Here is a 13,435-nt window from a genome sequence, read left to right as displayed (position 1 = left end):
GGGTTTCCTATCTTTGTCGGGGTCGTGGGTGCTGGTCACTCGCGCCTGCTGCCTCTGTCGAGGACGGCGGCGACGACCTGTTCGGTGTGCTCCCCCAGCGCGGGGGCGGGACCCGTCGGGCCGATGAGAGAATTGGTGGTCTTGTAAGGCGTGCCGAGCACCGAGACCTGACCGAGCACGGCATCCGGGATCGTGGCGAAGGTGCCTCGTGAGGTTGCCAGTTCGCCCCTGGCGACATCCTTGACCGCCACGACGGGCCCGCACGGGATCCCTGCACGCGTGAGCTGCTCGAGAGCCCGGTCGCGCGAGCCCTGGAGCCCGGCCCACTTCTCGATGCGATCCTTCACGATCTGACGGTGTCGAAGGCGCAGCTCGTTGGTCGACAGGTCGACGTCCGCCGGCCCGAGCCTCTCGCCGAGCACCTCGTCGAGACGCTTCCAGAGGCGCTCGGTCCCTGCCGCGATCACGAGGGGCGCGTCCGGCGCCTCGTACACGCCGTAGGGAACCACGGCCCGGTGCTCCGAGCCATTGCGTGTCGGCTCGGCGTCGCCGAACTCGACCTCCTCGATCGCCGTCTCATGGAACGGCAGGCTCGCGTCGAAGAGGGAGATGTCGATGTACTCGCCGATGCCATCGACATGGTCGCGCCGGTAGAGCGCAGTCAGGATCGCGCCATACGCGTGGATACCTGCCGAGACGTCGGCGAGCGCGACGCCGAGCGGAAGCGGGGTCTGGCCCGGGTAGCCGTTCATGTCGATCACGCCGGCCCAGCCTTCGGCGACGATGCCCTGTCCAGCACGGCCTGCAAAGGCCCCCGTGCCCCCGAACGCCGAGATCGAGCACATGACGAGCCCGGGGTTGACGAGCCGGAGCTGCTCATATCCGAGGCCCTTGTCGTTGAGCGAGCCAGGCCGCATGTTCTCGACCAGGACGTCCGCCTCCGCTGCAAGAGCGAGGATGAGGTTGCGACCTTCCTGACTGCGAAGGTCGGCCACGACACTGCGCTTCCCCGCGTTCAGCCAGAGAAAATAGCCACTGTGATTCTCGCCGATCATGGCGGGAAGGTTTCGCGAGGGATCGCCGGTCGGCGGCTCGATCTTGGTCACCTCGGCACCGGCGTCGGCGAGAAGGCGCGTACAATACGGGCCAGCCAGGATCTGGCTCAGGTCGAGCACTTTGAGCCCGCTGAGCGGCCTCACGCCGGTTGTCGAATCCTGCACTGTCATCAGCCTTTCACTGCTCCTGCCGTTGCCCCGGCGACGATGTAGCGCTGCGCCAGCATCGAGAAGAGGATGACCGGGAGGAGCACGAGCATCCCAGCGGCGGCCATCTCCCCCCAGAAGATATTGCCGTCGGCGATGAAGCCGATGATCGCGACGGGCAGTGTCTGGGTATTCTGCGACGTGAGAACGAGCGGATACAGGAAGTCGTTCCAGGCCTGCACGAAGTTGAAGATGACGGTTGCGAAAAGGCCCGGCGTAATGAGAGGGACGGTGATCCGCAGCATGGCACGCGGACGGCTCAGGCCGTCGACCATCGCGCTCTCCTCGAGCTCAGCGGGAACCTGGCGGATGAACCCGGTCATCATCCATACGACGAAAGGAACCTGGAATGTGCTCTCGGCGATGATCATGCCGACGTACGTGTCGTTGAGCCCGAAGATCCGGAACAACTGGTACAGCGGCAGGACGAGCGAGACAGCCGGGACCATCCGGATCAGAAGGTATCCGAGCAGGAATGCGTTCTCCCAGCGGATCTTGAAACGTGCGAATCCGAATGCGGCCACCGTGCCGAGGAATGTCGACAGCAGGGTGGACCCGACAGCGATGATGAGGCTGTTGAACAGCGCACCCATGAAGTTCGGAATCTGGCCGGCCTGCCACAGGGTCTCGAGCGGCTTGGAGACGCCGACGACGTTTCCGTAGTGTTCGAGTGTCGGTTCGAAGAACCAGGCCGGTGGAATCTGGAATGTCAGTCCACTCTGCTTGAGGGATGTGGAGGCGAACCACAGGATGGGCGCCATGAAGAACAGCACGACGACGATCGTGATGGGGCCGGCGAGGCGCCGCTTCTTCCCGTTCGTGACCTCAGTGCTGAGCGTCATCATCGAGTCCTTTCGGCTGATTCATGCGACATCCGAACGAAGCATGGCCCGAACGAGCGGGATGGACAGGAGCATGGCGAGCAGGATGAGGATCCAGGACAGGGCGGCGCTGTGCCCGAAGTCGAACCGCTGGAACGCGTCGATGTAGATGTTGTAACTCAACGTCTCCGTCGCCCTTCCTGGCCCGCCGCTCGTGAGCACGAACACGATGTCGAACACCTTGAGGGAGGTGAGCGCCCTCGTGAGGGCGACCACGAGCAGCACCGGCTTGATGAGGGGAAGGATGATCCAGCGCAACAACTGGCGCGGGTTCGCGCCATCGACGATGCCGGCCTCGAGGACATCACCCGGCATGGACTCGAGCGCGGCAAGGGCCGAAATGATCACGAACGGAGTCCACTGCCAGATGTCGACGCTGATGATCGCCCACAGGGCTACGGACGGGTCGCCCAGCCACGAGACGGCTTCGACGCCGAGAAGGCTGAGCAAGTAGTTGAGGATGCCGTTGCCCCTGTCGAGGATCAGCAAGTACATGAGTCCGACGACGACCGGCGGCAGGCTGAACGGGATGACGAAGAGCACGCGGCTGAGCTTGCGTCCGCGACGCAGCCTGACGAGCACGAGCGCCAGGGCGGTGCCGATGATCATCTCGAGGATGACCGTGGCTCCGGTGTAGACGAGTGTGACCTGCACGGAGTGCCAGAACGACCCGTCCTGGAAGATCCTGAAGTAGTTCTCCAGCCCGATGAAGGTCGGGTTCCCGATAGACCCGCCCCTCTCCTCACTGAAACTCGTGCGCAGCGAGTAGACGAGAGGCACGATCGTCGTGATGACGATGTAAGCGATGCCCGGCAGGATGTAGAAGTAAGGATTGAATCTCCTCAGTGCCTTCCTGCGCCGCAGGCCCCGCCCGGCAGGGGAGATCTGTCCCCTGCCGGGCAGTGCCGGCTTCGGAAGCGGAGAGTGCGTCTGCGTCATCGTGAGATCCAATCCCTCTGGAGCTTCGGCGCATCGTGCACCTCGGGGGAGTGGCGTGCACTCGCCAGTTCTGCCTTCAGCATCCGAACACCTCCGTTCCTTCGATCGTCAAACGCACCCTCCACTCCCGTCACTTTCTCGTGACAATCTCCTCGACCTTCTCGGCGATCCGGGCGATGGCCTCTTCTTGGGCAAGTGAGCCGGTGACCACCTGAGACAGCTCGGTCGACATGAAGTCGTCGATCTCGGGCCAGCCGGGAGTTCTCGGGCGCGCCACGGCATTCTCGAGGCTCTGGCCCTGCGCCTTGAACCACGGGAACTGCTCGTTCATCTCCTTGTCATTGAGAAGGGACATGCGTGCAGGACCACCACCCAGGACGGCGATCTCGCGAGTCATCTCTGGCCCGGTCATCCAGGCGATGAACTTGAACGCGTTCTCCTGGTTCTTCGATGCGGCCGGGATCGACAGACCCCAGCCACCCACGACCGATGCGGCGTTCGGCGAGCTCGGGGTCGGCGCGTAGCCCATCTTGCCTGCGACCTTCGACTGGGACTCGTCTTCCATGACCGAGGCGACCGAGGCCCACTGAAGAGCCATCGCCACCTCACCCTGCGACAGGCCTGTGGTCAGGCGCTCGAAGGCCCAGTTGGTAACGTCCGGCGGAGCGCTGTCCTTGAGCGCTACGTAGTGCTTGAGCGACTCCCTGGCCTCGGGACTGTCGACTACGGAGTTGCCGTCACCGTCCACGACGGCGCCACCGAAGATGCTCAGCCATTGGTAGTACTCGCTCGAGAGGTTGTGGCTGCGCTGCATCGTGAGCCCGGTTCCATATACCTCGGGGGCATTGGTGAGCTTCTTGGCGTACTCCGCATACTCCTCAGCCGAGGTGGGCGGGCCGGACAGGCCTGCCTGCTCCACGAGATCGGTGCGGTAGTAGGTGATGTAGGCGTCGGCGATCCACGGCATCCCGACCTGTGCGCCCTTCCAGTTGTAGTAGTTCATCACCATGGGGGTGATATCGCTCAGCTCGTACTCGGGAGGCGTGAGTTCGCTGTCCTCGAGGAAGTCGGAGAGGTCGGCGAGCACGCTGCTGCTGCCGTAGAACGGCATGGAGTCGCCGCGGATGCTCATGACGTCGAAGGAGGTTCCTCCGCCGAGGAGCTCTGTCGAGGTCTTCTGGTTGATCACCTCACCACCGAGGACCGTGAGATCCACCTTGATGCCGGATTCCTTCTCGAACTCGGGAAGCATCTGCTGTGCGACAGTGGCATATGGCCCCGCGAACAGCAGGACCTCGACCGCTTCGTCCCCAGGCCCATCTCCGCCGCCGGTATCCGCACTGCACCCGGTCAGGGCCAATGCGACAGCGACGACGGAACCGAGCGCGCTGTACTGGTAGAACCGCTTCTTTCTCTTGTTCATCATTCTGTCTCCTCACTTCATCGGGATTGTTATCTGGTAATCACTTGCCTAGGTGCGGCCGGTGAACGATTCGACGGAGCTCTTGCGCTCGTCGCTGAGCATGCAGGCCAGGTTCGCGTACTGCTCGACGTCGGCCTGGCCGACAACGTTGAACGGCGACCCCATCGCGACGGCGTGCTTCGCCAGACGCAGTGCGGTCGGACTCATCCCGGCGAGACGCTCGGCGAGCGCGTGGCAGCAGCCTTCGAGGTCACCTGGCGCCACGACATCCTGGACGAGGCCGAGGACCTTCGCTTCGTCGGCGTCGATCTGCTCGCCTGTCAACGTCAAGTAGGTCGCCCTCCCGCGACCGATGATCTCCTGGAGCCGAACGGTTCCGCCCCAACCGGGTACCCCGCCGATCGTGATCTCAGGAAGTCCGAAGCGCGCAGTCGTATCGGCGAAGCGGATGTCGCTCGCGAGGGCGAGCTCGAGCCCCCCACCGAGCGCGAAGCCCTGCACGCCGGCAATGATGACCTGCGGCATGCTGCTGACGAGAGAAAAGGCTTCGCTTCCCAGCTCGAGGAAGCGGTGAAGGGATGCGGCATCCCACTTCTCGAATTCCTTGATGTCGGCTCCGGCGCAGAAGGCCGGGCCGTCTCCGAGGATCACGGCGGAGCGCGTGGCGGGGAAGTCTGCCGCTACTGCTGTGAGTGTTTCGAGGAGTTCGGTGAGTAGCGCCGTGCTGAGCGCATTGCGCTTGGTCGCGCGATTGAGCCGGATGGTAGCGACACCCGCCGATCGGGTGAGGGCTACCAAGGGTGCCTGAGTCATCGTTGATCCTCTACATTGTGTCCATCTAATGAACTACTAATTCACTCTATGAACGCCTTGATGGTGACGATAGCGGCGACGATCTCACTTTGTCAATGGCCGATCCAGGGCAGGGTGACCTGCGGTCGGGGAATCGGGCACCCTGGCATGCGATCAACCGGGGTTTCGATGCGCGCGCCGAAGGCGCGCTACCCGACCAGCAGAAGCTACGCGGCGACGGGCGCCAGGAACTCGTCCCACTCGGGCAGAGCGCGCTCGATGCCGCGCACGAGCCAGGCGGTGCCATGCGGCGGCTGGGGACGGAAGCGCAGGGTCCAGCGCATCTCCGACGGCGTGCGGTCGCCCTTCTCGTTGTTGCAGCGCAGGCAGCAGGCGACCAGGTTCTCCCACGAGTCCTTGCCCCCACGCGAACGCGGCAGCACGTGGTCGATCGTCGTCGCCGACCCTCCGCAGTAGCCGCAGCGCTGGTTGTCGCGCCGCAGCACGCCGCGGCGGCTCACCGGAACAGCACGTCCGGTCGGAATCCGCACATACCTGGTCAGCAGGATGACCGACGGCCGGTCGTAGGCGCCGAACGCCGTGAACACCGGGTGCTCGTCATCCGCCGAGAGGATCGTCGCCTTCTCGTTCATCACCAGCACGACGGCTCGCTTGAACGACACGACGGCGAGGGGCTCGAAGCCCGCATTGAGGACCAGGGTACGCATGTTCATCCTTTCGAAGGGTCCTGGACGGCTTCCAGGAATTCGACCCACCCTGCAGACCTACGAGAGGGAGTGAGCGGAACAAAAAAGCACCACCGCAAAACGCGGCAGTGCTCAGGCGTTCAGGGTGCGCTGACAGGCGTACCCGCTGCTCAGCCGTATGAAGAAGAGGGCGCGCTCATCCACGGTTTGGACGGTGCGACCGCTGGTCATCAGGCTCTCCCGAGCTTCTCTGCGGAACTGCAAGGACGTTTCAGAGTAACCCAGAACGCGGGATCGGTGCTGCGCAGGCGCGCCGGGGTCTCGACAAGCTCGACCGGAGAAGACCGTGCCCCCGTGTCTCAGGTCGAGCCTGCCGAGACCGTGCCCCTTGTCTCAGGTCGAGCCTGTCGAGACCGCACGCCCATCTCAGGTCGAGCCTGTGGAGACCGTGCGATCAACCAGTGAACCGGGCGGTCCCCACGTAGATGTGCTGTGCGACCTCGGTCGGCAGCTCGACGGCCTCGCCGTCGCCCTCCGCCTTCGCGACCACGTAGCCGCCCACCGACTCGAAACTCGCTTTCGCGCCGGGGACGATCCCGGCATCCCTCAACTGCTCCAGCAGTTCCGGCTCGTACTGCACCGGCTCCCCCAGCCGACGGATCGTGCCCTTCACCGGGCCGACCGCGCCGAGCACGAGGTTCACGAGATTGACGACGCCATCCGCGAACTTGTTCGACGGCGCCGAGTCGCCGAGGCCCTCGAGACCCGGAATCGGGTTGCCGTAGGGCGAATGGGTCGGATGCTCGAGCAGCTCCACGAGGCGCCTCTCGACCTGCTCGCTCATGACATGCTCCCAGCGGCATGCCTCATCGTGCACGAGGGCCCAATCGAGGCCGATGACGTCCGAGAGCAGCCGCTCCGCGAGCCGGTGCTTGCGCATGACGTTGACCGCTTTGCTGCGGCCCTGCGGGGTGAGCCTCAGGTGGCGGTCGTCCTCGACGACGACGAGACCATCGCGCTCCATCCGGCCGACCGTCTGCGACACGGTCGGGCCGGAATGCCCGAGGCGCTCGCTGATGCGGGCGCGCAGGGGAATGATGTTCTCCTCCTCGAGCTCGTAGATCGTGCGGAGGTACATCTCGGTCGTGTCGATCAGATCGGCCATGCGAGCCTCCTTCCGCAACATAACGTCATAGGCAAGCCTAACCTGTCGCCGCTGTGCGTTCCGGCGGCTGTCGGCCCCGACCCCCGCCTTAGGATTGCACCATGCCGGAGCTGACGATCCCCACCAACCTGCTGCCTGCCGACGGTCGATTCGGCTGCGGCCCATCCAAAGTGCGTGCGGAGCAGGTGGCCTACCTCGCCGGCGCGGGCGCTGCCCTCCTCGGCACCTCCCACCGCCAGGCGCCGGTGAAGAACCTCGTCGGCCGGGTGCGCACGGGCCTCGCCGAGTTGTTCCGCCTGCCCGACGGCTACGAGGTCGTGCTCGGCAATGGCGGATCGACCGCGTTCTGGGATGCCGCCGCCTTCTCCCTCATCGAGAACCGCAGCCAGAACCTCGTGTTCGGCGAGTTCGGCGGCAAGTTCGCCGCAGCCGCCGGCGCGCCATGGCTCCAGGCCCCGGATGTCCGCAGCGCCGAGCCGGGAAGCCGCAGCGAACCCGCCCCGGCATCCGGCATCGACGTGTATGCGTGGCCTCACAACGAGACCTCCACCGGAGTCATGGCCCCGGTCACGCGAGTCGTCGGCGATGCCGGCGCCCTCACCGTCGTCGACGCGACGAGCGCGGCGGGCGGCATCGACTTCGACGCCGGCCAGACCGACGTCTACTATTTCGCGCCGCAGAAGAACTTCGCCTCCGACGGCGGCCTGTGGTTCGCCCTCTTCTCCCCCGCCGCGATCGAACGCGTCGAGCGGGTGGCCGCGAGTGGGCGGTACATCCCCGAGTTCCTGAGCATCAAGAACGCGATCGACAACTCGCGGCTCGACCAGACCCTCAACACCCCGGCGATCTCCACCCTCCTGCTGCTCGAGAACCAGGTCGACTGGATCAACGCCAACGGCGGCCTCACCTGGGCGGACGCACGCACGGCCGAGTCCTCAGGTCTGCTCTACGAGTGGGCGGAGCGCACCGACTATGCGCATCCCTTCGTCGCGAACCCCGACCACCGCTCGCAGGTGGTCGTCACGATCGACTTCGACGACACGGTCGATGCCGCCGCGGTCGCGAAGGCGCTGCGGGCGAACGGCATCGTCGACACCGAGCCCTACCGCAAGCTCGGACGCAACCAGTTGCGCGTCGCGACCTTCACCGCGATCGACTCGGATGACGTGCGCGCCCTCGTCGCCTGCGTCGAGTATGTGGTGGGTAACCTGTAACGCATGCGTTTGTGGCTCAAGGACTCGGAGCGTCGTCCCGACCCCGAACCGGTGAAGACGGATGACCGCAAGGCCATGCTCGTCGGCCTCGCCCTGTGGCTACTCGCCCTCGTCGCCCTGCTGCTGTTTCTTGGACCGCTGATTGCGGCGGGCCTTCACTGGTGGCTGTGGACCTGCGTCGTCGGACTCGCCCTCGGCCTGCTCGGCCTCGTCGTCACCCACCGCCGGCAGAACTGAGTCCGCGGCACCCGTGCCACCCTCCGACTCGTCGAGCGAGTCGATGTCGACTCCGTCGAGGTCGCCGCTGTGCATGAGCACATCGTCGTCGTGGACGTCCTCGTCGTCGAAGTCGTCGTCATCCTCGATGTCGTCATCGTCATCGTCGTCGCTGTCGTCACCCTCGGCGGCCTGCGCTGCGAGCTCCGCCTGCGCCTCCTGGTAGTCGGCCAACCGCTCCGACCATGGCACCCAGTCCGGCGACAGCAGCGCGCCCTCGCCGGGGGTCAACTCGGTCTCGAGCACCGACGCATCCGCACCGTCGACGTGCGCGATGCTCACCGTCCACCTCCAGCCGGGGTAACCGGCCATGGTGGTATCGAAGTAGAGGGTGAGCACGCCCTCCTCGCCGACCATCGACCCTACGGGCTCCCCGATCGTCGACGCCGTCGTGATGTCGAGGAGCGCCTCGCGGGCGAGTGCGACGTCTTCGGCTGTGGGCGCGGCGCCGGCCTTCCCCGCCGACTCAGGCATCCAGGTCGTCCGCGACCTTGCGCAGCATGGCGGCGATCTTGCGGGAGTGGCTGGACTCCGGGTAGCGCCCGCGCTTGAGGTTCGAGCCGATGCTGTCGAGCACCTTCACGAGGTCCTCGACGATGACGGCCATGTCATCCGCAGGCTTACGGCTCATCTTGGCGAGGCTCGGCGGCGCCTCGAGCACGCGCACCGAGAGCGCCTGCGCCCCGCGCTTGCCGTCGGCGATGCCGAACTCGAGCTTCATGCCGCTCTTGATGGTGACTCCCGCGGGCACCGCAGAGGCGTGCAGGAAGACCTCCTGGCCGTCATCGGAACTGATGAAGCCGAAGCCCTTCTCATCGTCATAGAACTTGACCTTGCCGGTGGGCATGTCATTACCTCTTTCTCGGTCGCTGCGCAGTCGAGCGCGGACGATCTTCTGTCTCAAGCCTACGGGCAATCCGGCGGTGCGTATCCTTGTGACTGTGACCAAGAACCCCGCTTCGCCCACCGCAGCACCCGGCACTCCCTCCGGCATCAGCCGCCTCGAGCGGATCCTCGCCATCATGATCGTCGCGATCGTGGCGCTTGCGCTCATCTGCTTCGTCGCCGTCATCGTCGCGACCTCCGCCGGCGTCGGGGCGAACGACGGGTTCAGCCACGGGATCTGGCCCGCCGTGTTCTTCGTCCCCTACCTCGGTCTGCCGCTCGCCTTCGTGCTCATCATCGTCGTGCTCGTCTCCAACGGGATGCGACGATCCCGCGCGGCGAAAGCGAACGCGCGCTAGCGCACGACCGGAGCCCATGACGAGCACCCTCGCCCTCGCCGCCCGGTTGCGGGCCATGGGCGACGACGCGCTCGTCGCGGCGCTTGCCGGGCGAGGGGTGGCGACGACCGGCATCCGGGACTTCTTCGACCTCGCCGACGCCCTGCTCGAACCGGACTCGCTCCAGGCCTGCCTCTCGCGCCTCGACCGGCACGCCATCGCCGGGCTGGCCGCGCTCGGCGAGCGGGCCGCATCCGGAGGGGGGCGGATGTCCGGCAGCCAGGCGAAGGCCGCTCTCGGCCTCGACGCACCGGCCGTCGAACGCCTGCACGAGCAGTTGCTCCTGGACTTCGACGACGGGGGCATCGCGGGCTGGGCCGAGGTCGCCGGACAACTCGCGCGCTGGCCGTCGCTCGGCCTCCCCGACCCGCGCGACGACGCACCGCCGCCGGAGCATCCGGCCGTCGCGGCACCCGATCGAGCCAGCACCGACCACCTCGCCGCAGAACACGCCTTCGCGGCGATGACCGCGACCGCTGAGCTGCTCTTCGAACTCGAGCGCGAACCGGCCCGCCTGCTCGCCCGCGGTGCGCTCGGGCAGCCGGAGACTCGCCGTCTAGCTCATGCGATGGCGATCGAGGAGCCGGCCGTGGCCACGCTCGTCGCCGCGGCGGAGTCGGCCGGCCTCGTGCGCAGGGAGGGTGCGCGCCTCCTCGTCGCCGAAGGGAGCCCCCCGTGGCTCAACCTCTCCGCGAGTCGCCGCTGGGTCGCGCTCGCCGAGACCTGGGCGATCTCACTGCCCGGCGACATCCGGTCCCGTCTCGCCGAGCATCCCGACATCCTGTGGGGGCAGGGCCTTCGCGACTGGCTCGCCTGGCTCTACCCGGCCGGCGGCGCGTGGCTCGCCGGGCGGGTCTCGGCACGGCTCGAGGAAGCCGAACGGCTCGGGATCACCGCAGGCGAGGTCGTGAGCACGCCTGGCGCCGCACTGCTCTCGGGCGAGACTGCCCGCGCGGAGGAACTGCTCGCGAAGAGCCTTCCCGATCCGGTCGACAAGGTGTACCTGCAGCATGACCTCTCCGCGGTCGCGCCGGGGCCGCTCGAGCCCGGGATCGACGCCCGGCTGCGCTCGATGGCCGAGGTCGATGGACGCGCGATCGCCTCGCGGTTCCGCTTCTCGGCGGCAAGCCTCGGGCGGGCCATCGCAGCCGGAGAGACCGCCGGATCGTTGCTCGAGTTCCTCGAGGAGGTGTCGCTCACCGGGGTGCCGCAGCCGCTCGGGTATCTCATCGGAGAGACCGCCGCGAGGCACGGGCTGCTGCGTGTGGGCGCGCTGCCCTCCGGCGACCCGGAGGCGGTCAGCTATGTGCGGTCGGAGGACTCCGCGCTACTCGGCGCCGTGCGCGTCGACCGAAGCCTCGCAGCCCTCTCCCTCGCGGCGAACGACACGCACCGGCTCGTCAGCCGCCGCGACCGATCGCAGGTGTACTGGGCTCTCGTCGACGCACGCTATCCGGTGGCCGCAGAGGACTCGCGCGGCCGCATCGTGCAGGTGCGACGGCCGGTGTCCGCCCGCGTGAGCGCTCCGGCGCCCGTCGACCCGGTGCGCCAGCTCGTCGAACGGCTTCGCCTCGCGGATGCCGGCGCCCCGCTCGACCCCGGCCAGGCCTGGCTGTACCGGCAGCTCGAGGAGGCCATCCGGTCGAAGGCGACGGTCACGGTGAGCGTGCGGATGCCGAACGACACGGTCGTCGACTACCGCCTCGAACCGGCGAGCGTCGCCGGCGGGCGCCTGCGTGCACGCGACCCCCTCTCCGAGATCGAGCGCACCCTCCCCCTCTCGAGCATCGCCGCCGTCTCCCCGACGTGACAACGGCGGCGGGACGTAGACTGGAACGTTATGTCTGACGGCCCCCTCATCGTGCAGAGCGATCGCACCGTGCTGCTCGAGGTCGCGCACCCGGATGCCGAGGACGCTCGCCACGACCTCGCCGTCTTCGCCGAGCTCGAGCGCGCCCCCGAACACATCCACACCTACCGGATCACCCGGCTCGGCCTCTGGAACGCCCGTGCGGCGGGCCACGATGCGCAGGGCATGCTCGCCGTGCTCGAGCGGTACTCGCGCTTCCCCGTCCCGCAATCGGTGGCCATCGACATCCGGGAGAGCGTCGCCCGCTACGGCCGTCTCGTGGTCGAGCGCACCGAGGCGGGCGAGCTCGAACTTCGGTCGACGGATGCCGCGGTGCTCGCCGAGATCGCCCGCGCCAAGCGCGTGGTCCCCCTGCTGACCGGCCGGCTCGCCCCGGACCGCTTCGGCGTCGCGGCCTGGGCCCGCGGACAGCTCAAGCAGGAGCTCATGAAGCTCGGCTGGCCCGCCGAAGACCTCGCCGGTTACACCCCCGGCACCCCGCACGAGATCGACCTCGACACCGCCGACTGGCACCTGCGTCCGTACCAGACGCAGGCGATCGACAGCTTCTTCGCCGGCGGCTCCGGGGTCGTCGTGCTGCCCTGCGGAGCCGGAAAGACGCTCGTCGGGGCCGGTGCCATGGCTGAGGCGAAGACCACGACGCTCGTGCTCGTGACCAACACCGTCTCGGCGCGCCAGTGGCGCAGCGAGCTGTTGCGTCGCACGAGTCTCACCGAGGAGGAGATCGGCGAATACTCGGGTCAGGTGAAGGAGATCCGGCCGGTCACGATCGCGACCTACCAGATCCTCACCGCCAGGAGGAAGGGCGAGTACGCCCACCTCTCGCTCCTCGACGCCATGGACTGGGGTCTCGTCATCTACGACGAGGTGCACCTGCTGCCCGCGCCCGTCTTCAAACTCACCGCGGAACTGCAGGCGCGCCGCCGGCTCGGCCTCACCGCGACGCTCGTGCGCGAGGACGGCCGCGAGGGCGACGTGTTCAGCCTCATCGGTCCGAAGCGGTTCGACGCCCCCTGGAAGGAGATCGAGGCGCAGGGCTTCATCTCCCCGGCATCCTGTTTCGAGGTGCGCATCGACCTGCCGCAACAGGAACGCCTCGAGTACGCGGCGAGCGCCGACGACGAGCGGTACCGGCTCGCGGCGACCGCGCCGGAGAAGCTGCGCGTCGTACGGCGACTCGTGAAGCAGCACGAGGGTGAGCGCATCCTCGTCATCGGTCAGTATCTCGACCAGATCGACCAGCTCGCGGATGCCCTGGACGCCCCGAAGCTGACCGGCGCCACCCCGGTGGACGAGCGCGAGCGCCTGTACCAGGAGTTCCGCGACGGGGTGACGAAGGTGCTCGTGGTGTCGAAGGTCGCGAACTTCTCGGTCGACCTGCCGGAGGCGACCGTCGCCATCCAGGTGTCAGGGTCGTTCGGGTCGCGCCAGGAGGAGGCCCAGCGCCTCGGTCGCCTGCTGCGCCCGAAGGAGTCCGGCCTGCCCGCGAACTTCTACACGCTCGTTGCGCGCGACACCGTCGATCAGGATTTCGCCCAGAACCGCCAGCGGTTCCTCGCCGAGCAGGGTTACAGCTACACGATCCTCGACGCCGACGCGCTGCTGGCCGCCTGACCCGCTCCT

13 protein-coding genes and 1 pseudogene are annotated in these 13,435 nt (G+C 67.1%); 5 read left to right on the top strand and 9 right to left on the bottom strand.

What is annotated here, in order from left to right:
- Nucleotides 1–35: 35 nt before the first annotated feature.
- From ABD678_RS04255 to ABD678_RS04225, 7 genes are all read right to left on the bottom strand, one after another.
- Entirely contained in the window at nt 36–1,220 is a 1,185-nt protein-coding gene (locus ABD678_RS04255) for a CaiB/BaiF CoA transferase family protein (protein WP_344754036.1), read from the bottom strand.
- A gap of 5 nt (nt 1,221–1,225) precedes the next feature.
- Nucleotides 1,226–2,104, bottom strand: a complete 879-nt coding sequence (locus tag ABD678_RS04250) for a carbohydrate ABC transporter permease (RefSeq protein WP_344754034.1) — start codon at nt 2,102–2,104, stop codon at nt 1,226–1,228.
- A 21-nt stretch (nt 2,105–2,125) separates the two neighbouring features.
- Nucleotides 2,126–3,082, bottom strand: coding sequence for a carbohydrate ABC transporter permease (locus ABD678_RS04245; RefSeq protein ID WP_344754032.1), 957 nt, complete (start codon nt 3,080–3,082; stop codon nt 2,126–2,128).
- Between the two features lie 130 nt (nt 3,083–3,212).
- A complete protein-coding gene (locus ABD678_RS04240) occupies nt 3,213–4,508 on the bottom strand; it encodes a sugar ABC transporter substrate-binding protein (RefSeq protein WP_344754030.1) in 1,296 nt (431 codons plus the stop codon).
- Between the two features lie 45 nt (nt 4,509–4,553).
- Nucleotides 4,554–5,318 carry an enoyl-CoA hydratase/isomerase family protein gene (locus ABD678_RS04235; RefSeq protein ID WP_344754028.1) on the bottom strand — a complete coding sequence of 255 codons (765 nt, stop codon included), beginning with the start codon at nt 5,316–5,318 and terminating at the stop codon, nt 4,554–4,556.
- Between the two features lie 206 nt (nt 5,319–5,524).
- Entirely contained in the window at nt 5,525–6,025 is a 501-nt protein-coding gene (locus ABD678_RS04230; protein ID WP_344754026.1) for an HNH endonuclease, read from the bottom strand.
- 433 nt (nt 6,026–6,458) lie between these two features.
- Entirely contained in the window at nt 6,459–7,169 is a 711-nt protein-coding gene (locus ABD678_RS04225; RefSeq protein ID WP_344754024.1) for a metal-dependent transcriptional regulator, read from the bottom strand.
- Nucleotides 7,170–7,270: 101 nt separating this feature from the next.
- On the opposite strand from ABD678_RS04225, the gene serC reads away from it, so the two are divergent.
- Both serC and ABD678_RS04215 read left to right on the top strand, forming a co-directional pair.
- Nucleotides 7,271–8,383 carry a phosphoserine transaminase gene (gene serC, locus ABD678_RS04220; RefSeq protein WP_344754022.1) on the top strand — a complete coding sequence of 371 codons (1,113 nt, stop codon included), beginning with the start codon at nt 7,271–7,273 and terminating at the stop codon, nt 8,381–8,383.
- Between the two features lie 3 nt (nt 8,384–8,386).
- A pseudogene (locus ABD678_RS04215) lies at nt 8,387–8,542 on the top strand (DUF2530 domain-containing protein); the annotation flags it as partial.
- On the opposite strand, the gene ABD678_RS04210 reads toward ABD678_RS04215, so the two are convergent.
- Together ABD678_RS04210 and ABD678_RS04205 are read right to left on the bottom strand one after the other, a co-directional pair.
- Nucleotides 8,483–9,133 carry a DUF3027 domain-containing protein gene (locus ABD678_RS04210; RefSeq protein ID WP_344754020.1) on the bottom strand — a complete coding sequence of 217 codons (651 nt, stop codon included), beginning with the start codon at nt 9,131–9,133 and terminating at the stop codon, nt 8,483–8,485. The pseudogene ABD678_RS04215 and the gene ABD678_RS04210 overlap by 60 nt on opposite strands.
- Nucleotides 9,126–9,506, bottom strand: coding sequence for a cold-shock protein (locus ABD678_RS04205; RefSeq protein WP_344754018.1), 381 nt, complete (start codon nt 9,504–9,506; stop codon nt 9,126–9,128). The genes ABD678_RS04210 and ABD678_RS04205 overlap by 8 nt, the downstream gene beginning before the upstream one ends.
- A 94-nt stretch (nt 9,507–9,600) precedes the next feature.
- On the opposite strand from ABD678_RS04205, the gene ABD678_RS04200 reads away from it, so the two are divergent.
- Genes ABD678_RS04200 through ABD678_RS04190 form a run of 3 tightly spaced genes read left to right on the top strand, consistent with a single transcriptional unit; the run spans nt 9,601 to nt 13,426 of the window.
- Nucleotides 9,601–9,903 carry a hypothetical protein gene (locus ABD678_RS04200; protein ID WP_344754016.1) on the top strand — a complete coding sequence of 101 codons (303 nt, stop codon included), beginning with the start codon at nt 9,601–9,603 and terminating at the stop codon, nt 9,901–9,903.
- A 16-nt stretch (nt 9,904–9,919) separates the two neighbouring features.
- Nucleotides 9,920–11,752 (top strand): helicase-associated domain-containing protein, encoded by a 1,833-nt coding sequence (locus tag ABD678_RS04195; protein ID WP_344754014.1) that lies wholly within the window; start codon nt 9,920–9,922, stop codon nt 11,750–11,752.
- Between the two features lie 30 nt (nt 11,753–11,782).
- The gene (locus tag ABD678_RS04190; protein WP_344754012.1) at nt 11,783–13,426 is read left to right on the top strand and encodes a DNA repair helicase XPB; all 1,644 of its coding nucleotides are present in this window, start codon (nt 11,783–11,785) and stop codon (nt 13,424–13,426) included.
- Nucleotides 13,427–13,435: the final 9 nt, after the last annotated feature.

The sequence above is a fragment of the Leifsonella bigeumensis genome (assembly GCF_039537265.1).
Taxonomy (GTDB): domain Bacteria; phylum Actinomycetota; class Actinomycetes; order Actinomycetales; family Microbacteriaceae; genus Terrimesophilobacter; species Terrimesophilobacter bigeumensis.
The sequence above is the reverse complement of the archived record's forward strand: the minus strand, read 5'-3'. Positions and strand labels throughout refer to the sequence as shown.